Raw genomic sequence first — 22,096 nt, 5'->3', positions numbered from 1 at the left:
TTAAGCGTGAACGAGAGTGACTGAGTTGGGATCGACGCCGAGCGTGACCGACGCGCCAAGCGCCAGCGCCCGCACCTCAGGGCGATCCGCACTGACTTCAACGGAAATCTCGCGCGCATCGGCGAGACGCACGTTGAGATGGCCCACAGCACCGACAAGCTTGCGTTCGATGAGTGTGCCAGAGAGCGTGATTTCCCCGTCCGTGTTCTGCGGCACGATACGGAAGGCTTCTGCAGGGATGACGGCGAGCGTTTCGTTGCCCTGGCCAACCCCTTCGATCCTGCCGACAGGGCTGTCGAGGCGCCCGAAACCGGGGGCGCCCGCCCCGAGGGGTTTGCCCTCTATCAACGTGTTTGAACCGATGAAATCGGCGACGAACGGGGTTTGCGGGCGGCGGTACAACTGCTGCGGCGGCGAGATCTGTTCGACGACGCCGTTCGACATGACAACGACACGATCGGACAGGCCAAGAGCCTCCGATTGCGCATGGGTCACAAAGATGAACGTGATGCCCAATTCGCGCTGCAACAGCTTCAATTCGTTCTGGATGATCCGGCGCAGGTTGGCATCGAGCGCACCGAGAGGTTCGTCGAGCAGCAGGATCTCGGGTTCCACCACGAGCCCACGGGCCAGGGCGATCCGCTGACGCTGCCCCCCCGAAAGCTTGTCGGCCTTGCGATTTGCAACGGGATCAAGATTGAACATGTCGAGAATGCGGTCCACCTTGCGATCGCGTTCCGCTTTCGGCATGCCTTTGACATCAAGTCCGAAGGCCACGTTTTCGCGCACATTCATATGCGGAAACAGCGCGTAATTCTGAAAGATCATCGAGGTCGGCCGCTTTTCCGGCGGCACGTGGGTCATGTTGTGCCCCATCATCATGACTTCGCCGTTGGTGATATCCTCGAACCCCGCGATCATCCGCAGGGTCGTGGATTTGCCGCAGCCGGACGGGCCGAGAAAAGCAACGAATTCACCCTTCTCCACTTTCAGATCGAAATCGGAAACGGCGACGGTGCCATCGGGATAGGTTTTGCCGACGGAAATCAGCTCAAGATCATGGAGCATAGGGGTCAGCCCTCGTGTTGAGTCGGTAAGGAATGGACCGGGCGGCGCAGGGAAGCGCGCGCCGCCCGGTCACGGGAAGATTATGCGTTCAGGAATTCGTCCCAACGCATGATCAGGTGGTCGTATTCGTCCGGCCACTGGTGCCAGTAGGCCACGTTGGAAGCGCGTTCCTCGAGCGAACCGCCATCCCGCAGGTCGCCGGGATTGATGCCGCGCTCGGCTTCGCCTTTCCAAGGCTGGCCTTCATACCAGAAGGCGTATTTGTCGGGGTCCATCACGTCCTTGATGTTCTTGGACGGCGAATAATACCCCTGCTCGGTCACGGTGACGCCCGGTTGACCCGACAGCCAGAAGTCGGCGTATGCGATGACCGCTTCGCGGTTCGCGGTCCCCTTCAGCATTGACGGACCGATAGCCCAGCCACGATAGCCTTCTTTCGGGGTGGCGTATTTGGAGGGTTTGCCCTGGGCCTTCACGGCCATGACCGCAGGCTGCCATGCGTCGCAGACGACCATCTCGCCCGAGGCCATCAGGTTCACCAACTCGCCGAAGTCGCCCCAAAGCGCGCGGAACTGACCTTCCTTTTTCTTCGAGATCAGGAATTTCGCGGCTTCATCGATTTCCGCCATCGTCGGGTTGCCGGCGTTCTTGGCTTCGATAAGGCCAAGCGAGTTCATCGCCAGAATGGCTTGACCGAAGGCGATCAGGGGATCGACATTAAGGCCGGACTTGCCTTTCCATTTCGGGTCGAACAGCGCAGTCCAAGTGTTGGCTTCTTCAGCGGACAGAACCTCCGGATTGTACCCGATGGAGTCGTAGTTGTAGACGGCCGGCACCATGTAAAGCTCGGTCTGTGCCTTGTCCGCCCAGATCTGACCAGAGATTTGCGCGCGCGCATCCCACTTCGGGTCAACCTTGGTGAAGGTATCGCGGATCGACGCCCAGTTCTTGATTTCCGACACCGGAATCGGGTCCACGTTGTCGGTGGCGATCAGAGCGGGAAGGCGCTCGGCGATGATTTCCCAAACGTCATAGTCGGCTGACCCAGAAAGAATCTTGGTCTGCGCATCCGGATAGGTCGATGGCGTACCGGACACGGAGCCAACGCCGGACTGGGCCTTGAACATTTCGAGGATGCGATCCTGAACCGTGGTCGACAGGCCCGTGGTCCGCAGTTTCTGATCACCCATATTGGCGGCATATGCCATGCGCGACCATGGGTGCAAACTGGTGCCGACGACAGCAGCGCCGGCGGCGGCCCCGTATTTCAGAAATGATCGACGGTTTGATTTAACTGTCATGATGTTATTCCCTATTGATGACGAGTTGATAGTGAGCGGAATGATCAGGGCGTTGGACGCCCCTTGTGATTGGCGACCTCAGTACCGGCCGGGGGTCAGCCCCCCATCCACCGTCACAACCTGCCCAGTGAGGTAGGAGGCATCGGAGGACGCGAGAAACTTGATGACACTGGCGATTTCCGCCGGATCTCCGAGGCGGCGCATCGGGATGTAGGGGGATGCGATATCGGCAGCATCCGGCCCAAGGCTGTGACCGGGATTCAGCAGTTGCGCCGTGCGGATATACCCGGGTGCGACGCCGTTCACGCGGATACCCTTGTCCGCATATTCGACCGCCAATCCCCGCACGAGGCCGACAACACCGGATTTCGCCGTTGAATACTGCACATGTTCGTTCCAGCCATAGGCTGTCCCCATGATCGACGAGAGGCAGATGATCGACGCGCCCGGCTTCATCGCAGGCAGTGCCGGGCGGATCACACGCATCATGCCGTACAGATCGACGTCGATCGTCTGGTGCCATTTCTCATCGGTCATTTCCGACATCGGGACGCGCAGAGCGATCCCCGCATTGGCAACGATGACGTCGATACCGCCGAAACGCAGGTTCAGATCGGCAACCAAGGCATCGGCCGCTTCGGTCGAGCGCACATCCAGCGTATGGAATTCAGCGCTGCCGCCGGCGGCTTGGATCTCGGCGACGACGGCCTCCCCCTCGTCTTCGAGAACATCGGTCACGATCACATGATCGCCGTTCGCGGCGAAGCACTGCGCTGCGGCGCGGCCGATCCCGATCGCGGCGCCGGTGATGAGAACAGTTCGTTTGTCCATTTGATGCAATTCCGTTTCTGAAGGATCTTGAGGGGTCACAGCATGACATCGCCGGAATTCGGTCCGAGCGTCTGGCCGACAAACAGCGCGGCGTCGGACGAACACAGGAAGGAAACAGCGCCGGCCACGTCTGCAGGGCTGCCAAAACGACCGAGCGGCAGTTCGGCGCGCTTGGCCGATTTCCAGTCTTCCGACAGGGCCTCGACCAGTGGCGTGTTGATCGGCCCCGGGGCGACAGCGTTGACGCGCACCCCCTTGTCCGACACTTCGCGGGCAAGGGCTTTTGTCATCCCGATTATCGCCGCCTTGGCTCCGGAATAGTGGACAAGCTCTACCCCGCCGACCTGACCCAGTTGCGAGGCTATGTTGACGATATGGCCCTCGCCTTTCTGCAACATGGCGGGCAGCGTGGCGCGGGTGCAGATGTAGTTGCCCCGCACATGGACAGCGAACATCCGGTCAAATTGCGCGGGCGTGATATCCACGAACAGAGCCTGATGACCGAACCCCGCATTGTTGACGAGGATCTCGGGGGCGCCGAACTCGTCAGTGATGGCTTTGACCATCGCATTGACCTCGGCCTCGTTGCTGACATCGGCACCATAGGCCCCGGCGGTTCCACCAGCGGCGGTAATTTTGGCGGCGGTGGCCCTGGCTGCATCAAGGGACAGGTCATTGATTGCGACCCTGTGCCCATCTGCTGCGAGCCGTTCTGCGATGGCGGCCCCGATACCGGAGCCCGCGCCTGTGACGAGAGCGATCATCAGTTTTCCTCCTGCCCCTTGAAGCGGGCCGCCTTGGCGGTGAAGCGCTTCATCAACAGGCCGTAGATGACCAGAAGCGTGAAGCTGAAGAGGGTTGTGAGCACTCCGAACGCGAAGATGTTGGGATAAATCTCGACCGAGAAGGTGCCGTAAATCGCCAGCGGCAGGGTAAGTTGCGACCCGATGGTGAACAGCGTGCGAGAGAATTCGTCATAGCTGAGTGTGAAGGAAAACAGCATGGCCGAAAGCACCCCCGGGAAGATGATCGGGAAGGTCACACGACGGAACGTCTGCGCCGGGCTGACACCAAGCGAGAGCGAGGCTTCTTCGACCGAGCGATCAAACCGGTTGAAGATGGCAAGCATGACAAGGAAGGCGAAAGGATAGGTATAGACGACGTGCAGCACGAAGGAGGTGCCCCACCACGCCCGACCGATGCCAAGCGTATTGGACAAAAGCGCCATCCCCAGACCGACCAGGACACCGGGCACCATCATGCCAAGGATGATCAGATAGAACGCGGGACCGGAACCCTTGAACTTGGTACGGAAGGCTTCCGCGCTCATCACCCCGAGGATCGTGGAAACCACGGTGGTCATGAAGGCCAGCAGGATGGAACGCAGCAGGCTGTCACCGACGGGAAGTTGCGAAACACGGGAGGTTTCGGTCAACCCCAGAAGATGCTGATACCAGTAGATCGACCAATCACGGATCGGGAACTGCGGCCCGCCATCCGAACTTTGGAACGACAGGATCGCAAGCACGATCATAGGTCCGTAGAGAAACAGCAGGAAGGCTGCGGTATAGATGGCGAGGGTTGGACGCAGGATACGAGACTGCATGGCTCACATTTCCTTTCGCAGGTCGACGATGCGCAGGGCGAGCGCAATGACAGCGGTGATGATGATGGTGAGCACCACACCGGCGACCGCGGCAAAGGCCCATTTGAGTGACCCGACCTGGCTGACGATGATGTTCCCGAGGAGGTTGACCTTGCGGCCCGACAGCGACGCGGCGGTCGCGAATTCGCCCAGCACCATGACAGAAACGAAGATCGAGCCGACCATAACGCCCGGAAGCGACAGCGGCAGGATGATGCGGCGGAAAATCGTACCGAATGACGCCCCGAGATCGCGCGCGGCTTCAATCACAGAAGGATCGATGCGCCCCAGCATGAAGGTGATCGGCCCGACCATGAAGACACAGTAGATCTGGGTCATCCCGACGAGGACGGAAAATTCGGAAAACAGAAGAAAGGTCAGCGGTTCGGAAATGATCCCAAGCTTCATCAGGATCACGTTGATCGCCCCTTCGGTACCCAGCATCGGGCGCCACGCGATCACGCGGATCAGGAACGAGGTCCAGAACGGGATCACACAGGCAACCAGCAAAGCGGTCTGGAACGTCTTGTTGCGCACGAACAGCCCGATGAACAACGCAACGGGATAGCCGACAACCACGGTTGCGACGAGCACGATCGCCCAGACCCGGAGCGTGGTGCCGATCGCGGAAAGATAGGTCGAGGAGCTTAGAAAGCGTTCCCAGCTTGCGGTGGTAAGCGTCGATTCCACGGCAAAGGTCGTCTGGGTCCAGAACGACACATAGACCACCATGCACATCGGCAGAACCATGAACAGAGACATCCACAGAAGGCCCGGCGTCAAGAGCCCCATGGCGCGGCGGCGGTCCTGTTTCTCGCGCAGTTCTGCGGGGGAATGGGTGGGTTTGGTCGGGGTGTCCGTTGACAGGGCGGTCATCAGGCGGCTCCGTGGAACTGACGCGCGGCATCCGGCGCGAAGTGAAGATCATAGTGTTGGCCTTCGACCATGTCGGGCAGACGCGGCTGGCTCAGGTGATCAATGACTTGCAAAAGCGTGCCGTCTTCGGCGCGAAAGAACGACAGCGCAGTCGGGCCGTTAAATTCTCCGGTGAGGTATTTCGCTCGAAGCCAGGGACGCCCGTCCGGCACTTCACCTTCGGCGCTGACGTCGATCTGGTCGAAGCGGACCGCGACCGTCCCCTGCCCCATCGCTGGGCCACAAAGCCCGGCTTCGAAAATGTTCCATGCATTGAGGTGGCGCGCGGCGTCGACATTGTTGGGGTGCGAAAACAACGTATCGGGCGCATCCGACTGGACAATCTTGCCTCCCGACAGCACGGCCACCTTGTCACCCATGGTAAGGGCTTCGGTTTCGGACCCGGTCACATGCAGAAAACTTACCTTGAGCCGTTCGCGGATGGCCTTCAGTTCGTCGCACATGCGCGCGCGCAGGTTGGCATCGAGTGCGCCCAGCGGTTCGTCGAGCAAGATGACCCGCGGTTCGCAAATCATTGTGCGGGCTAGCGCGACACGCTGGCGCTGACCGCCTGAAATCGCGCTGATTGCGCGATGTCCAAAGCCCGAAAGCCCGACCAGAGAAAGCACGCTTTCAGTCCGGTCCTTGATTTCGTTTTCGTTGGAAACGGGCGCATTTGCCCGGTACCGCAGACCATAGGAGACATTCTGGGCGACCGTGAGATGCGGGAACAGCGCGAAGTTCTGGAACACGAAACCGATATCGCGCAGATGCGGCGGCTGGCCGTCAATGCGCTCGCCATCGATTGAGATTTCTCCCTGATCCGGCTCTTCGAAGCCCGCGATCAGACGCAACAGCGTCGTTTTGCCCGAACCAGAGGCCCCGAGAAGGGACATGTAGGTGTTTTCCGGAACAACGAAATCCACCCCGTCCAGAGCAGTGGTCTCGCCATATCTTCGGCTTACTCGGCTTAGCGTCAGCACCGGTCGCTCCCTTTTATCGATTTTCTAATACAAACATCGATTCTCCTCGGCGCGCAAATATAAACTGATTTTTGTATAAAAATTTTCACTAACAACGCGCCGCGAGGCTCTGAAATGAACGCCATGCGTGCAATATTCACCCAAAAACACCTAAAACAGCACGAAATACGTGCACATGTGAGATTTCGAGAAGAGTCATGAACGATTTTTGAACACAAAGGAAAAGCGTTTCCAACAGGCAGGAGGTCGCCCTATGTTCAGTTAAAGCAGTGAGGCGAGGCTCTGATGATTCACCCCATAACTCCCGGATCCGATGCGGAAGATCAGGACAAGCGCGCGCCGCTTTTCGAAGTGGCTGCGGATCTGCTTCGCCAGAATATTGCGCTCGGCAAGCTTTATTCGGGGCTGGTTTTGCAGGAGAGCGCACTGTCTGAACGCATGAACATGTCCCGTGCGACGGTCAAACGCGCGCTGGAACTGATCGAGTCCGAGGGCCACATCTGCAAATTTTCCGGGCGCGGATTTCTTGTCGCCGGGACCAACGGCGTGGCAAAGCGCGATGACCTGCGTCGGATCGACCTGGACCTGACCGGGCTTGACGAAGGTGTGGGCAAACCCAACTGGCTGCGGATCTACGACGATGTCGCGCACTACGTGACCCGCAGCCCGGTCTTTGGCCGCTATCGGGTCATCGAAGCGCAGATGGCGGAAGAGTATGGCGTGTCGCGCACGATCATCCGCGACGTTCTGGGCCGCCTGCAGGAACGCGGGCTGATCCAGAAAAGCCGGACGTCCCGATGGGTCGTGGAGCCGCTGACCTCGCAGAAGATCAAGGACAAGTACGAGTTGCGCTCGATCCTGGAAGTGGCCGCGCTGCGGTCGGCGCAATTCCCGATTCAAGACCTGCGCCAGCTTGCCGACGAGATCAGGGCCCAGTCCAGCAATGTGTCGCTGACACCGGCACAATGGTTTTCGCTGGATCAGCGGTTTTTCGAAATCGTGATCCTCACCACCCCGAACGCAGACCTCGCTGACTATGCCACGAGCAACCGGCTGGCGCTGGAGGCCTGTCAATCAGCGCTGTTCTCACTTGGGCTGCCGCCCGACACACAATCCATTCTCGAGTTGGGTCAGGTGATTGAACTGTCCCTGTCCGGGTCGATCAGCGCAGCGGCAAGCATGTTGTCAATGCACTTGGAAAAGGCCCGTGACCGCACCATTGCACAGCTCAAAATCACCGCGATCATTGCCCCGCCCAAGGACTTCCCCTCCTACCTCCAATTCGTTTGAGAGGCGGCCAATTCCTCCACCAATTCTGAACTGAGGGGAGGCTGCGCGGTGCGCAAAGCGCGTGCACGGCTCCACCATCAAGACCGCGCGCGCCAGATACCCCCTAGGGCGCGCAGATGTCGCCTACGATACCTGAGGCAGCCTCTCCCGCACGTTCCGGTTCAGCCCAGCCGTTGCAAGATCGCTTCCGTATCAAGCCCGGCGACCGCCCCCGGCAGGCTGCCGCGCGCGCCCGTCAGGCGCGAGGTGACATAGCCGCCCGCCACCGCGTCGGGCGCGGTCTCAAACAGCGCCGCGGCGGTCAGCAGGGTCGCCAGACTCTCGGCAAACCAGCGCGCCTCGGCCTCGGGCGGCAGGCTGCGCCAGCGGGCGCGATGCGCCTCCAGCGCGGCGTCAAAGCGGCTGTCGCGCCCGCGCGCGGCGTCCAGCGTGGCGTTCAGCACCTCGCCCGCCAGCGGGTCGCGCGCCAGTGAGCGCAGGATGTCGAGACAGATCACGTTGCCAGACCCTTCCCAGATGCCGTTCAACGGTGCCTCGCGGTACAGCATGGGCATCGGGGTTTCCTCGATATAGCCCATGCCACCAAGCACCTCCATCGCCTCGCCGATCACCGGGATACAGCGCTTGTTGCCGAGATATTTGGCCAGCGCCACGCCGATCCGCGCAAGCGCCCGGCTTTCGGCGTCCTCACGATCAAAGGCCGCCGCCATGAAAAACCCCAGCGCGGTCGCCCCTTCCCAATCCAGAGCCAGATCGGCCAGCACCGCACGCATCAAGGGCTGGTCGATCAACCGCCGTTGAAAGGCGCTGCGCCCCGAGACCCACCAATGCGCCTCGGCCAGCGCCGCGCGCATCAGGCCAGCGGGCGCCATCGCGGTGTCGAGACGGGTATGGTGGACCATCTCGATGATGGTGCGCACCCCGGCCCCCTCGTCACCCAGCCGATAGGCCAGCGCGTCGACATATTCGATCTCGGAACTGGCATTGGCGGTATTGCCCAGTTTGTCCTTGAGCCGTTGCAGGCGGATGCCGTTGCGGCTGCCCTCCAGCCAGCGCGGCACAAGGAAACAGGTCAGCCCACCCTCGGCCTGCGCCAAGGTCAGGAACCCGTCCGACATCGGCGCGGAACAGAACCATTTATGCCCGGTCAGCCGATAGGCATCGCCGTCGCGCCGCGCCCGGGTGGTATTGGCCCGCACGTCCGATCCGCCCTGTTTCTCGGTCATCGCCATGCCCAGCGTGGCGCCGGATTTCTCTCCAATCGGCCGGGTGGCTGGGTCATAGACGCCCGAGGTCAGCCGCGGCCGCCAGAGCGCGGCCAGTTTGAGATCGGCAGCCAGTGCCGGCACGGCGGCATAGCTCATGGTTTGCGGGCAGCACACGCCCGGTTCCACCTGGTTCATCATATAGACATGGGCGGCATGGGTGACGTGCCCGCCCGGCTGCCCATCCCATGCGGCACCGGCATAGCCCTGCGCGCTGGCCTCCTGCATCACCCGGTGATAGCCGGCGTTGAAGCGCACCTCATCCAAGCGATGACCCGAGCGGGAAAACAGCATCAGCCGGGGCGGATCGCGGCGAGCCTCTTCGGCGGCGTACAGCAGTTCTTCACTGCCATAGGCGGCCCCGGCGCGGGCCAGATCGGCGCTGCGCCCGCCGAATGTCGCGATCGCGCTACGCAGCGGCAGATCCTGCGCCCACAGATCGCGCGCGCCGCGCGGCGCAGGCTGGTTTGAAACCTCATGCGTGCCCAGATCGGCGCGCGGCGGTGAAACGGTCATGGCGCATATCCTCCCGATTGCGATGGCGTCAGTTTGAGGTCGCCTCCACGACGACGCAATCGAAACGCCGGGTCAGAATAAGACACCCTGACCGGCGCGAAGTGCAGAAAGGGGATTCACACCGCGAATCACCTGTGACATAGTGGTGAAAGACGTCCGCAAAGGGCGCGTTTGAGGCAGAAAGCAGTACCCGTGATCCGTTCCACCCGACCCAGCTTTGGAGCATTGATATTTTTCGCTGCCGCTTTTGCGGTGGGGGCTTATTTCACCTTTGCTGCCGTACAGGGCGATTATGGGCTGTTCCGCCGCGTCGAGATCGCCGCCGAAGCCAATGTGCTTCGCGCCGATCTCGACCGGCTGAATAGCGAGATCGCACGGATCGAAAACCTGACCCACCGGCTGTCGGACGACTATCTTGATCTTGACCTGCTGGATCAACAGGCGCGCTCGATGCTGGGCATGTTGCGGGCCGACGAAATCGTCATCCGATAGGCACCGCCTGATCCGCCGAACCCGGCGCAGAACGGGACGCCAAACGCGACGCGGCAAAATCCCTCTCGTCAGCGCGATCTAAATCTTGTATTAGATAGTTTAACGCTAAACTATCCTTTTCAGGAGGAGAGACGCCGCGATGGCAACGCGAAAAAGCCCCCGGAAATCAAATGTTTCCGCAGAAGAACTTACCACCTATTACCGCGAAATGCTGCTGATCCGGCGATTCGAGGAAAAGGCCGGCCAGCTATATGGCATGGGTCTGATCGGTGGTTTCTGTCACCTTTACATCGGACAAGAGGCGGTCGTCGTCGGCTTGGAAGCCGCCGCCGAGGAGGGCGACAAGCGCGTCACCTCGTACCGCGATCACGGCCATATGCTGGCCTGTGGCATGGACCCCAAGGGCGTCATGGCCGAGCTGACCGGCCGCGAGGGCGGCTATTCCAAGGGGAAAGGTGGCTCCATGCACATGTTCTCCAAGGAAAAGAATTTCTATGGCGGCCATGGCATCGTCGGGGCGCAGGTTCCGATCGGCACCGGGCTCGCCTTTGCGGACAAGTACAAGGAAAACGGGCGCGTCACCTTTACCTATTTCGGGGACGGCGCAGCGAACCAGGGCCAGGTTTACGAGGCGTTCAACATCGCCGCCCTGTGGCAACTGCCGGTGATCTTCGTGATCGAGAACAACCAATATGCCATGGGCACGGCGCAGGCGCGCTCGACCTCGACCAAGGATATCTATCACCGTGGCGAGGCCTTTGGCATCCCCGGCGAGATGGTCGATGGCATGAACGTGCTGGCCGTCAAGGACGCGGGCGAGAAGGCGGTGGCACACTGCCGCGCCGGCAAGGGCCCCTATATCCTTGAGATCAAGACCTATCGCTATCGCGGCCACTCGATGTCGGACCCGGCGAAATACCGCACCCGCGAAGAGGTGCAGAAAATGCGCGAGGAACGCGACCCGATCGAACAGGTCCGCACCATGCTGCTCGATGGCAAGCATGCCAGCGAGGACGACCTCAAGGCGATCGACAAAGAGATCAAGACCGTCGTGAGCAACGCCGCCGATTTTTCGCGCGAAAGCCCGGAACCCCAGCCGCAGGAACTGTGGACCGATATCTATGCCCCGGAAATCCCGCAGGAGGTGAACTGAGATGGCGACCGAAATTCTCATGCCCGCCCTGTCGCCGACCATGGAAGAAGGCACGCTGGCCAAATGGCTGGTCAAGGAGGGCGATACCGTCTCCTCTGGCGACATTCTGGCCGAAATCGAAACCGACAAGGCGACGATGGAGTTCGAGGCCGTCGACGAAGGCATCGTCGGCAAGATCCTGATCCCGGAGGGCACCGAAGGGGTCAAGGTGAACACCCCCATCGCCGTGATGATCGAAGAGGGCGAAAGCGCGGAGGATATCGCCAGCGCCCCTGCCCCCGCTGCGGCAGCTGAACCGGCAGCGGCTGAACCGGCGGCTTCGGCCCCGGCCAAACCGGCGGCCCCTGCGACCCCGGCCCCTGACCTCAGCCCCGACTGGCCCGAAGGCACCGCGATGAAAAGCCAGACCGTGCGCGAGGCGCTGCGCGATGCCATGGCCGAAGAGATGCGGCGCGACGGTGATGTCTATCTGATGGGCGAAGAGGTGGCCGAATATCAGGGCGCCTACAAGATCAGTCAGGGCTTGCTGGACGAATTCGGCTCGAAACGGGTGATCGACACGCCGATTACCGAGCATGGCTTTACCGGTGTTGCGGTTGGCGCGGCCTTTGGCGGGCTGAAGCCGATCGTCGAATTCATGACCTTCAACTTTGCCATGCAGGCGATCGACCAGATCATCAACTCTGCCGCCAAGACGCTGTATATGTCCGGTGGGCAGATGGGGGCTCCGATGGTGTTTCGTGGCCCTAACGGGGCTGCCGCCCGCGTCGGCGCCCAGCACAGTCAGGATTACGCCGCATGGTATATGCAGATCCCCGGTCTGAAGGTGGTGATGCCCTATTCTGCCTCTGACGCCAAGGGGCTGCTGAAAACGGCGATCCGCGATCCCAACCCGGTGATCTTCCTTGAGAATGAAATCCTTTATGGGCGCAGCTTCGATGTGCCGGACATGGAGGATTACACCGTTCCCTTTGGCAAGGCGCGGATCTGGCGCGAGGGCACGGATGTAACCATCGTCAGTTTCGGCATCGGCATGACCTATGCGCTTGAAGCCGCCGACAAGCTGGCGGCAGAGGGGATCGAGGCCGAGGTGATCGACCTGCGCACCCTGCGCCCGATGGACACTGACACCATCATCCGCTCGGTGATGAAGACCAACCGTTGCGTCACCGTCGAAGAGGGGTGGCCGCAAGGCTCGGTCGGGGGCTATATCTCTTCGGTGCTGATGCAGGAGGCGTTTGATTACCTTGACGCCCCGGTGATCAATTGCACCGGCAAGGACGTGCCAATGCCCTATGCCGCCAATCTCGAAAAGCTCGCGCTGGTCACCACCGACGAGGTGATCGAAGCCGTGAAACACGTGACTTACCGGTAAGGAGCAGAACCATGCCCACCGAAATCCTGATGCCCGCCCTCTCCCCTACCATGGAGGAAGGCACGCTGGCCAAATGGCTGGTGAAAGAGGGCGATACCGTCACCTCTGGCGACCTGCTGGCCGAGATCGAGACCGACAAGGCCACGATGGAGTTCGAGGCTGTCGACGAAGGTGTGATCGGCAAGATCCTCGTCGCCGAGGGCAGTGAGGGGGTCAAGGTGAATGCCCCCATCGCCGTGCTTTTGCTCGAAGGCGAAAGCGCCGATGATATCGGCACCGCCGCCCCGGCAGCAGCGCCCGCACCGGCGGCCAAGGCAGAGGCGGCAAGTGCCGCCGCCCCGGTCGCTGCCGTCAAATCGGCCCCGCCCGCACCCAGCGTTGGCGGCGAACGCGTCTTTGCCTCGCCACTGGCGCGCCGGATCGCGGCAGACAAGGGTCTGGACCTGAGCCAGATCACCGGCTCTGGCCCGCATGGCCGGATCGTCAAGGCGGATGTGCAAAGCGCCAGCGCCGCGCCAAAGGCAGCCACAGCGGCGGCCCCGGCCCCGCAGGCCAGTGCCAGCGCCCCGACGCTCGCCACCGGCCCCTCGGCGGATGTCGTCGCCCGGATGTACGAGGGCCGCGACTATGAGGAGGTCAAGCTCGACGGGATGCGCAAGACCATTGCCGCGCGGCTGACCGAGGCGAAACAGTCGATCCCGCATTTCTATCTGCGCCGCGATATCCGGCTCGACGCGCTGCTGAAATTCCGCGCCGAGTTGAACAAGCAGCTTGAAGGGCGCGGCGTGAAGCTGTCGGTCAACGACTTCATCATCAAGGCCTGCGCGCTGGCGCTGCAATCGGTGCCAGATGCCAATGCGGTCTGGGCCGGCGATCGCCTGCTCAAGCTGAAACCCTCGGACGTGGCTGTTGCCGTCGCCATCGAGGGCGGACTGTTCACCCCGGTGTTGAAGGATGCCGAGATGAAATCGCTCTCGGCGCTGTCGGCCGAGATGAAAGATCTCGCCGCCCGGGCCCGCGACCGCAAGCTGGCACCGCAGGAATATCAGGGCGGCAGCTTTGCCATCTCGAACCTCGGGATGTTCGGGATCGACAATTTCGACGCCGTAATCAACCCGCCGCATGGGGCGATTCTGGCGGTTGGCGCGGGGGTCAAGAAACCCGTGGTCGGCAAGGATGGCGAACTGGCCGTGGCGACAGTGATGAGCGTGACGCTCAGCGTCGATCACCGAGTGATTGACGGCGCGCTGGGGGCTGAATTGCTCAAGGCTATTGTCGAGAACCTTGAGAATCCGATGGTGATGCTGGCCTGACGCAGGCGCGTATTTCGCCCGCCCATGACGTGAATCAAAGCGCGCCGCACTGCGGCGCGCTATCCGTTTTCCGAACACACAGCTGCAAAAGGAACACGCGATGAGCTGGACAGATATTCTGAACGAAGCCCAAGGCGGCATGGAAACATTCGGCACCGCGCAAACCGCAACCGCCGAAGGGTTTGGCGCGCTGCACGTGGCCTCGACCACCGCAGGCGAAATCAGCAACAAGCACAAGGAGTTGATGGCGCTGGCGCTTGGGATCGGCAAGCAATGCGTCGATTGCATCGCCTTTCACGTCAAAGCCTCGATCGAGGCCGGGGCCACCCGCGCCGAGATCGAAGAGACCGTCGGCGTCTGCATCCTGATGGGCGGCGGCCCGTCCTATATGTACGGGGTCAAGGCGCTTGCGGCCTATGACGAATTCACCGCCTGACGGCACCACCACCTGACGACAATACTGGGCGGCGGTGCAATGTCTGGCGCCGCCGTCCCAATCCGCAGCCCTATGAGGCGCTGCCCTTGATCACCTGATCCATCATCACCGAGGGTTGGTCACAGCCCGCCTCGCCCACGATCTTGGCCGGCACACCGGCAACCGTGGTGCAGGGCGGCACATCCTGCAACACCACCGACCCCGCCGCGATCCGGCTGCAATGGCCGACGCGAATATTGCCCAGAACCTTGGCCCCGGCCCCGATCATGACGCCGTCCTCGATCTTGGGGTGCCGGTCCTCTTCTTCCTTGCCGGTCCCGCCCAGCGTCACCGAATGCAGCATCGAGACATTGTCGCCCACCACGGCGGTTTCGCCGATCACGATGGAATGGGCATGGTCAATCATGATGCCCTTGCCGATCCGCGCCGCCGGGTGAATGTCGATGCCAAAGATCTCGGACACCCGCATCTGAAAGAAATAGGCCAGATCGTGCTGCCCCTTGTTCCACAGCCAATGGGCGATGCGATAGGCCTGCATCGCCTGATAGCCCTTGAAGTACAGGACCGGCTGCACAAACCGGTGGCAGGCCGGATCGCGGTCATAGACCGCCATCAGGTCGGCGCGGGCCGCATCGATCAGCTCTGGCGTCTCGGAATAGGCCTGATCGACGATCTCGCGCAGCACCACCATCGACATCTCGTTGGAACTCAGCTTGGCGGCCACCCGATAGGACAGCGCCTTGTTCAGCGAGGCGTGGTGCAGGATGCAGGCATGCACCAACCCGCCCATCAGCGGCGCGTTTCGCACGATATCCTCGGCCTCGGACCGGATACGATCCCAGACCGGATCGACCGGAGAGATTTTCTTGCGCGGTTCAAGCATGGCCAAATATCCTTTCGTACCCTTAGAATGGCATCTAGGCCAAAAAACTCCAACCGCAAACCCATGATGACAGCGATGTGAGATATGAATGAGACCGACACCCCCCGCTTTGCCGCGCTGATCCGCGCCCGTCTGGACGAGATTGCGCAGCAAAACCGCCTTGGCCACGACGCCCTGGCGGTAGTGCAGCTTGACCAGCAGGCGGTGGGTCGGCTCAGCCGTATGGACGCGCTGCAAAACCAGGCGATGGCCAAGGCGCAGCAAGCCCGCCGCGATGGAGAGAGCAAGGGTCTGCGTGCTGCGCTGGCGCGGATCGACGCGGGCGAGTTCGGCTATTGCGAAGATTGCGGCGAGCCGATCGCGCCAAAACGGCTGGAACTGAACCCCGCCGTCACCCGCTGTGTCGGCTGCGCCTCAAGCTGAGCGGCCGCATGGCCAGCGCCTCCAGCACCATGATGAAACAGCGGCAGTAATCGACATCGTCAAAGCCCGGTTCATCCGCCATCCCCCGGTGCCGCGCCGCCGCCATCAGCGAACCATTGCCCCAGCGCGGATGTACCCGTGCGTGGCGCAGGCGGTATCGGTCCGCCGCCTCCGCCTCCCGGATCATCCGGCGACAAAGCGCCGCCCGCCGCCCCGGTGGAACGGCACGCAGCACGCGTGCGGCACAGCTCACATCGCCGTGCAGAACCGGCCGCATCCCGCTACTCCGGCAGATCGACCCATGCGAACAGACCGGGGCCATATCGCGCCGAGATCTGCGTCACCTCCAGCCGGGCCGGAAAGCTCAGCCCATCCGCCGCCTGCGCCGCCGCGCCGTAGCTCCACTGCGGCGTGCGCACGGTTTCTTCCCGCAGCACGGTGGTGCCCTGCATCACCCGCACAAGATAGGCCTCGCTCTCTTCGCCCAGCGGCACCTCGTCCAGTGCCCAGTCGCTGCCGTCCACCATCCGTGTGCGCCGGATCCAGCCCACCGCATAGGCCCCGCTCTCGCGCGTCACCGTCAGATGACAGGGGGCATAGGGGCGCAACCCGTTGCCCTCAAAATCCTCGATCAGATGCAGATAGGACGGGTCGCTATAGCCGCGCCGCGCCGGGCCGATACGATAATGCCGCGCCACCCGCCGCTGCGCCGGGGTCAGGTCGATCTGCACCTGCCGCCCGTCCAGCACCACCACCTTGGAGCCGACCGGCCAGACCGCAGGCATCAGCCCGTCGCTGCCCGCCTGTCCGCGCAACCGCCCGCTGAGCAGATAACGGTTCGGTGCCACCAACTCGGCCTCGCGGAACTGGAACAGCTCCCAATTGCCGCTGCTGCCATCCCCGATTGCCATCAGGTTTGCCCCGTTCAGCACCGCCAGTGCATCGCGGGTCTCCAGTGCGCCATTGAACAACTGAACCTGCAACGGTGCGCCCTCATCCCAGACACCCGCCCGCGCCGCTGTCAGGGGCGTCTCGCTCACCCCGATGATCGAGCGCGCGGCGATGATCTCGTCCAACTCGTAATTCTCATCCGCGGTCGAGGCATAGAGCGCCACGGTCCCCGGCCAGGGCGTCGCCGTCACCGCCAGATGGGGCGCATGGGGCACCTCGTCGCCAGCGATCAGCGGCAGGTCCATAAACAGCGGCAACACCGGCACCGGCGCCGCAAAGGCGCGCGCAGAGGGCAGCCCACCGACGGGGGCTGACGGAGTATAGACCGCCGGCTCGACCCGCACCGCCTCGATCAGCTGCGCCTCGCTCTGCTCCACCCGGTCGATACGATACAGCGCCCCGCCCGCGCCCGTTTCATCCGGCAGTCGCACCACATCCCCCGCGCCCAGCGCCATGGCCGATGGTGGCAGCACAAAACGCGCGCTTTCTCGCGCCACTCGTGCCTCGGTCAGCCAGCGTTCGACCACCGCGCGCGCCTCGGACCGGGTCAGTGCCAGCGGCAGGTCATTCACCGCAACCGCATGGGTGGCATCATCCGCCAACACGGCCTGTTCGGCGGACACATCGTGATCGCCGCCCCATTCGACAAAGCGGACCTGAACCCGTCCCGCCAATTCGGCTTCGGGTTCGCGCAACTGTTCGACCCACCCCTCCAACTCGCCGCTCTCGGCCAGATGGTCGCGCACCAGCGCATGCGCCCCGCGCCCGTCGCGCGGCAGGAAACGCAGCAGCCCGTCGCGCTCCACCGCATCGACGCCATAACATAGCATCAGGGGCTGCAACGCGGCGCGCACGTCAGCAATCCGATCCACCCGGTAGCCGCGCACCATGTGATGCACATGCGCGGTGTCGATATCGCTCAGCCCGGCCCTCCCGCACAGCTCCTCGATGACCGAGGCCAGCGTGCGCGCCCCGACCCGCCCGTTCAGCCAGTGCCCGCGCAGGTAATTTCCGCCATCGCTCCACAGATCGTCACGGTTGGGAAACACCGGAAACGGTCGCGCATCCCAAGCCCAGACATAGGCATTCGCCAGATCCAGCATCGGCCCATCATAGACCTCTGACACCGGGTTGTTCCCCTCCTTGGCCCAATGGCCCAGTTGCGCCCGCAGATAGCACAGCTGGATCAGGTCATCGCGTCGGCCGGTGGAATATTTCGGCGGCTGAGATTCCGAGGATTTCGGATCAAGGAACTTGTTCGGCTGGTTGGTGCCCTTGTCGATCGCCGCGCAGCCCAGCTCAGTGAACCAGATCGGTTTCATCCCCGGCTCCCAAGCGGTGGCCGAAGCCTGCCGCACGCCGCCGATCCGCTCGTGGTGATCGTTCTCCCACCAGCCGCGCAGATCCTTGTAGCGCCAGATCCACGGCTCGCCATGCGCCACGTCGGTGATCGGCGTGCGGATCTGGGCCGCCTCAGCCTCGGGTGAGTGATAGAACCAGTCAAACCCCTCGCCGCCCTCGACATTGGCGTCCAGATACGCCGGGTCATAGATGCTCTCCCAGCCGGCGCGCGCATCCAGATGATCCTCACCCTCGCGCCAGTCCGACAGCGGCATATAGTTGTCGATGCCGACGAAATCGATCTGCGGATCGGCCCAAAGCGGGTCAAGGTGGAAAAAGCGGTCGCCGCTACCATCCTCGGGCTGATACCCGAAGTATTCCGACCAGTCGGCGGCATAGCCAAGCTTGACCTCAGGCCCCAGAAGCCTGCGCACCTCACCCGCGAGATCGCGCAACGCCTCGACCACGGGAAAGCCATCGGCCCCCCGGATCTGGGTCAACCCGCGCAACTCGGAGCCGATGCAAAAGACATCGACCCCGCCCGCTGCCGCGCAAAGCGCCGCATAGTGCAGGATGAACCGCCGCAGCCCCCAGTCCTCGGGGCCGGTATAGGTGACCTCTGCATCACCCACAGTGAAATCCGCTGCTGAAGCCGCCCCCATGAAGGCAGCGACCTCAGCTTCCGCCGCCGCCGTGCCATCGGGGCTTCCCGGTTGTCCCGGTGCCACCGAAAGCGTGATGCGCCCCCGCCACGGCAGATGTGCCTGCTCCGCCGCCCCGGTCCAGGGGTCAGGCAGCCCGTTGCCCGCCAGTTGATCCATCAGGATAAAGGGATAGAACATCACCCGCCGCCCGGCATCGCGCATATGTTTGATCGCCTCAACCACCGCCGCATCCGCCGGTGTGCCGCCATAGATCGGCCGCTCCTCCACCTGAGCGATCGGGTCAGCCTCCCCCCGGGTCAGCCCAGAAACCTGCCAGGCCATATTGCTGCCCTCAAAGGTCTTTTGTTCGACCTTGGGCACCACCTGGCAGGCACCGCAGCGCAGATCGCCGCCAAACCAGGACACCACCAGAGACACCGCATCACAGCCGGGCAGCTCTTCTGTGAGCTGTTCAAAGGCGCGCGGGAAATCCGCCATTGCAGAGGGCGTCGTCAGGTTCGCCGCCGACTGGCTTCCCAACGGGTCGCCGTAATAGACCGGCGTCGTGGCCAGCGCATATTCCCCGGTGCCGGGGATCAACGCCACGCCGCGCACCAGCTGCGCCAGATCGGCCTCATAGTCGCGCCCGCCCGGTTGTTCGCCGCGCAGCACCTCAAAGGAAAACTGCGGCACCCGGTTGCCATAGGGGCCAAGGTCCACATCCTCCATCACCACATAGGCGGTACCGCGATAGGCCGGGACCATGCCGGCGCCCTCGATCACCTCAATCAGCGGATCGGGCAGTTGATCGGCGCTGCCCGGATAGACCCGCATGTTCAGATCCTCGCGCGACACTTCTTCGCCATCGGCCCAGACGCGCCCGATGCTGGCCACCTCCCCCTCGCAGACCGCCACCGCCAGCGACACCGAATAGCTGTATTCGGTCACCTTGGCGCTGGGGGCTGCCCCCTTGCCGCCACGGGTCGTCGCGGTTTCCTGAAAATCCGAGGCCCAGATCACCTGCCCGCCCAGCCGCATCCGACCATAGACTTGCGGGATCGGATCGCCCTCGCCCGCCTGCATCAAACGGAAACGATCGACCTTGCCGGTCTCCACCGGGTCAGCCCCCGCGCCCAGCAGACGCTGGTCAATCACCCGGCCCAGCGTCGCCCCCACCGCCCGGCCAATGGCGACAGAAGACAGCCCCGCCAATGTGCCACCGACCGAGCCACCAATCGCCGCGCCCGCCGCGGACAAAAGTATCGTCGCCATCAGCGCATCTCCTTGCCTGAGTTGCCGTTGGGAAATTCGAACCGCGCCACCACCCGCCGCGCCCAAGGTGCGCTCAGCGGGCTCTCCACCACGCCGCGCCCGGCATAAGCATGCACAAAGCTGACCTCTGGCCCGACCTCGGCCAGAAGTCCCAGATGTTTCGCCACCGCCCCTGCGCGCATCCGAAACAGGATCACATCCCCGGGCCGGGGGGCGCCCGCCCGCTCGCTCAGATACAGCCGCGCCGCCGCCCACAGCCGCTCTTCTCCCTGCGGCTCTGACCAATCCATGGTATAGGCCGGCACCGGTGCCGGCTCAGCGCCACACAGCTCACGCCAGACCCCGCGCACCAGCCCAAGACAATCAGCCCCCGCCCCCCGCACCGCCGCCTGATGGCGATAGGGCGTGCCGATCCAGCCGCGAGCCACCGCCACCACATCCGGCCGCCCCGCCGTGACAGCGACGCTCACCGCAGGCTTCCCCCGGTGTTCGGTTTCGACGATTTCGGCACCGCGACCACCCAGTCCTCGCCCGGGATATCCGGAAAGCCCTGAAAATTTGCCAGATTGTTGAATTTCAATCGACAGGTCTCCATCCGCTTGTCACAGCCCGCCTCCAGCCGCAGCAGATCGCCGGGCATGATCGCGGCGCGCAGCGGTTCCCACAGCGCGATCTCGCGCCCTTTGGCATCGCTCGTATCGGTCTTGATCAACCCCCACAGCCCTGCCGCCGCGCCCGACAGCACCACCAGCCGCCCGCGCGTGAACCAGCCCGCCTCGAACCCCGCCAGATCGTCCCAGCGAAACAGCCGCGCCCCCTCGACCAAAGCCACCGCTCGCGCTTCGGCATAGCCGGGCGCCTCAAGATCGAACCGGCAGGCTCCATCGCCCAGCACAGCGGTGCAGGCTTTCTGAGAGATCCGCCCCAACGGTTGGTTCAACGCTTCGGTCAAGCCACGCAGATCAACGCTGAACGCACCGCCCGCGCGCCGGATCTCACCCAGCGTGCCGCGAAACTGCATCCACCGCACAGAGACATCGGCCCAGTTGACCAGCCAGGCCCGCAGTTCCGCCCCGTCGAAGCGGCCCGCCTCGATCTCTGCCGCGCTAAGCCCCACATCGCTCAACGCGCCGATCGCCTCGGTATTGTCCACCGCCAGCCCACTGGCCTGCTGCAACGCCTGCGCCGACAACCCGGTCTCGGCCTTGAAGGCGATGCCGTCGAAGTCCAGCGTCCGGTCGTGGTCGGTAAACCCGTATTGCACCCCGTCCGTACGCGTCAGCGCCCAGCACCGGCACAGCGTCGTCACCCCGCCTTCCACATGGGCGCGGAAGGCCTCGCTCATGCCTGCATCGCTGGCGCTGCTCATACCCGCACCTCCACCACCGGCACGCTGGGCACGTCACCGGCCTGAAAACTGGCCACGCTGGTCTGGATGCGGTCGGTGTCAAAACGCACAGGAACATCGAACTCGAACCCCGCCGTCACCGCCAGATCCGCGCCCGGAGGATGTGCGAAGGTGATCAGCCCGGTTGCCGTGTCCACGGTGTAATCCACCGCCTCCTGTAGCTCGTCCTGTTCGATCCCGACGCGCACCGTACCCGCCACCGGCTTGGCGATCGGGCGCGCATAGCTGTGCGCCCCCGAGCGATAGGTCTTCATCACCTGAAACACCCGCTTCGCCCCGTCGCCACGGGCGATGACCTGATCGTCAAACCGCACCTCGGCCCGGGCGCGACCGGATTTGTAATCCGACCAGTCCTTCCAGCGGAACCCGTACATCTGCCCCTGCCGCGCCTCGAAAAACGCGATCAGTGTCTCGACGTCGTCAAGCGCCCGCATCCCCAACCCGGCATCATAGCGCCGCCGCGCATGGGCCCAAGGCGTGTTGCGCTCCTCGTAGCCATTGGCCAGCGTCACGATATCCGTGCGCCGCTCTGGCCCGCCGACCGAGCCAAAGCTCAGCGAAGCGGGAAACCGCACCTCGTGAAAGTTCATC

21 protein-coding genes are annotated in these 22,096 nt (G+C 63.1%); 7 read left to right on the top strand and 14 right to left on the bottom strand.

Annotated features, from left to right (window positions below):
- From E1B25_RS05175 to E1B25_RS05145, 7 genes are all read right to left on the bottom strand, one after another.
- A complete protein-coding gene (locus E1B25_RS05175) occupies positions 1–1,068 on the bottom strand; it encodes an ABC transporter ATP-binding protein (RefSeq protein WP_132827600.1) in 1,068 nt (355 codons plus the stop codon).
- A gap of 80 nt (positions 1,069–1,148) precedes the next feature.
- Positions 1,149–2,369, bottom strand: a complete 1,221-nt coding sequence (locus E1B25_RS05170; RefSeq protein ID WP_132827599.1) for an ABC transporter substrate-binding protein — start codon at positions 2,367–2,369, stop codon at positions 1,149–1,151.
- Between the two features lie 78 nt (positions 2,370–2,447).
- Positions 2,448–3,200: an SDR family NAD(P)-dependent oxidoreductase gene (locus E1B25_RS05165; protein WP_206338506.1), complete on the bottom strand. Its 753-nt coding sequence runs from the start codon at positions 3,198–3,200 to the stop codon at positions 2,448–2,450.
- Positions 3,201–3,235: 35 nt separating this feature from the next.
- Positions 3,236–3,964: an SDR family NAD(P)-dependent oxidoreductase gene (locus tag E1B25_RS05160; RefSeq protein ID WP_132827597.1), complete on the bottom strand. Its 729-nt coding sequence runs from the start codon at positions 3,962–3,964 to the stop codon at positions 3,236–3,238.
- Positions 3,964–4,806, bottom strand: a complete 843-nt coding sequence (locus tag E1B25_RS05155) for an ABC transporter permease (protein WP_132827596.1) — start codon at positions 4,804–4,806, stop codon at positions 3,964–3,966. The genes E1B25_RS05160 and E1B25_RS05155 overlap by 1 nt, the downstream gene beginning before the upstream one ends.
- A 3-nt stretch (positions 4,807–4,809) precedes the next feature.
- The gene (locus tag E1B25_RS05150) at positions 4,810–5,721 is read right to left on the bottom strand and encodes an ABC transporter permease (protein WP_206338505.1); all 912 of its coding nucleotides are present in this window, start codon (positions 5,719–5,721) and stop codon (positions 4,810–4,812) included.
- Positions 5,721–6,686: an ABC transporter ATP-binding protein gene (locus E1B25_RS05145; RefSeq protein ID WP_280960242.1), complete on the bottom strand. Its 966-nt coding sequence runs from the start codon at positions 6,684–6,686 to the stop codon at positions 5,721–5,723. The genes E1B25_RS05150 and E1B25_RS05145 overlap by 1 nt, the downstream gene beginning before the upstream one ends.
- Positions 6,687–7,028: 342 nt before the next feature.
- On the opposite strand from E1B25_RS05145, the gene E1B25_RS05140 reads away from it, so the two are divergent.
- Positions 7,029–8,033 carry a GntR family transcriptional regulator gene (locus E1B25_RS05140; protein ID WP_132827594.1) on the top strand — a complete coding sequence of 335 codons (1,005 nt, stop codon included), beginning with the start codon at positions 7,029–7,031 and terminating at the stop codon, positions 8,031–8,033.
- A gap of 161 nt (positions 8,034–8,194) precedes the next feature.
- Here E1B25_RS05140 and E1B25_RS05135 read toward each other — a convergent pair whose 3' ends face one another.
- Positions 8,195–9,814, bottom strand: coding sequence for an acyl-CoA dehydrogenase family protein (locus tag E1B25_RS05135; protein ID WP_132827593.1), 1,620 nt, complete (start codon positions 9,812–9,814; stop codon positions 8,195–8,197).
- A gap of 192 nt (positions 9,815–10,006) precedes the next feature.
- Here E1B25_RS05135 and E1B25_RS05130 point away from each other — a divergent pair, with 192 nt between their 5' ends.
- From E1B25_RS05130 to E1B25_RS05110, 5 genes are all read left to right on the top strand, one after another.
- On the top strand, positions 10,007–10,306 hold the full coding sequence (locus E1B25_RS05130; protein ID WP_132827592.1) for a septum formation initiator family protein: 300 nt from the start codon (positions 10,007–10,009) through the stop codon (positions 10,304–10,306).
- 139 nt (positions 10,307–10,445) lie between these two features.
- A complete protein-coding gene (gene pdhA / locus E1B25_RS05125; protein WP_132827591.1) occupies positions 10,446–11,459 on the top strand; it encodes a pyruvate dehydrogenase (acetyl-transferring) E1 component subunit alpha in 1,014 nt (337 codons plus the stop codon).
- Position 11,460: 1 nt separating this feature from the next.
- A complete protein-coding gene (locus E1B25_RS05120; protein ID WP_132827590.1) occupies positions 11,461–12,834 on the top strand; it encodes a pyruvate dehydrogenase complex E1 component subunit beta in 1,374 nt (457 codons plus the stop codon).
- 11 nt (positions 12,835–12,845) lie between these two features.
- Entirely contained in the window at positions 12,846–14,147 is a 1,302-nt protein-coding gene (locus tag E1B25_RS05115; RefSeq protein WP_132827589.1) for a pyruvate dehydrogenase complex dihydrolipoamide acetyltransferase, read from the top strand.
- Positions 14,148–14,247: 100 nt separating this feature from the next.
- The gene (locus E1B25_RS05110) at positions 14,248–14,583 is read left to right on the top strand and encodes a carboxymuconolactone decarboxylase family protein (RefSeq protein WP_132827588.1); all 336 of its coding nucleotides are present in this window, start codon (positions 14,248–14,250) and stop codon (positions 14,581–14,583) included.
- A 70-nt stretch (positions 14,584–14,653) separates the two neighbouring features.
- Here E1B25_RS05110 and cysE read toward each other — a convergent pair whose 3' ends face one another.
- Complete coding sequence (gene cysE, locus E1B25_RS05105) at positions 14,654–15,466, bottom strand: serine O-acetyltransferase (protein ID WP_132827587.1); 813 nt, start codon at positions 15,464–15,466, stop codon at positions 14,654–14,656.
- Between the two features lie 84 nt (positions 15,467–15,550).
- Here cysE and E1B25_RS05100 point away from each other — a divergent pair, with 84 nt between their 5' ends.
- Positions 15,551–15,889, top strand: a complete 339-nt coding sequence (locus E1B25_RS05100) for a TraR/DksA family transcriptional regulator (protein WP_132827586.1) — start codon at positions 15,551–15,553, stop codon at positions 15,887–15,889.
- On the opposite strand, the gene E1B25_RS05095 is transcribed toward E1B25_RS05100, so the two are convergent.
- Genes E1B25_RS05095 through E1B25_RS05075 form a run of 5 tightly spaced genes read right to left on the bottom strand, consistent with a single transcriptional unit; the run spans position 15,858 to position 22,095 of the window.
- Positions 15,858–16,166 (bottom strand): DUF7742 family protein, encoded by a 309-nt coding sequence (locus tag E1B25_RS05095; RefSeq protein ID WP_132827585.1) that lies wholly within the window; start codon positions 16,164–16,166, stop codon positions 15,858–15,860. The two genes, E1B25_RS05100 and E1B25_RS05095, sit on opposite strands and share 32 nt — an antisense overlap.
- A 4-nt stretch (positions 16,167–16,170) precedes the next feature.
- A complete protein-coding gene (locus tag E1B25_RS05090) occupies positions 16,171–20,097 on the bottom strand; it encodes a baseplate multidomain protein megatron (RefSeq protein WP_132827584.1) in 3,927 nt (1,308 codons plus the stop codon).
- A complete protein-coding gene (locus tag E1B25_RS05085; RefSeq protein ID WP_132827583.1) occupies positions 20,097–20,567 on the bottom strand; it encodes an NlpC/P60 family protein in 471 nt (156 codons plus the stop codon). Before E1B25_RS05085 ends, E1B25_RS05090 begins: the two co-directional genes overlap by 1 nt.
- Positions 20,564–21,466 carry a DUF2163 domain-containing protein gene (locus E1B25_RS05080; protein ID WP_132827582.1) on the bottom strand — a complete coding sequence of 301 codons (903 nt, stop codon included), beginning with the start codon at positions 21,464–21,466 and terminating at the stop codon, positions 20,564–20,566. Before E1B25_RS05080 ends, E1B25_RS05085 begins: the two co-directional genes overlap by 4 nt.
- Positions 21,463–22,095 carry a DUF2460 domain-containing protein gene (locus E1B25_RS05075; protein ID WP_132827581.1) on the bottom strand — a complete coding sequence of 211 codons (633 nt, stop codon included), beginning with the start codon at positions 22,093–22,095 and terminating at the stop codon, positions 21,463–21,465. Before E1B25_RS05075 ends, E1B25_RS05080 begins: the two co-directional genes overlap by 4 nt.
- Position 22,096: the final 1 nt, after the last annotated feature.

The organism is Antarcticimicrobium sediminis (assembly GCF_004348975.1).
Classification (GTDB): domain Bacteria; phylum Pseudomonadota; class Alphaproteobacteria; order Rhodobacterales; family Rhodobacteraceae; genus Antarcticimicrobium; species Antarcticimicrobium sediminis.
This window is presented reverse-complemented; position numbering and strand designations above follow the sequence as displayed.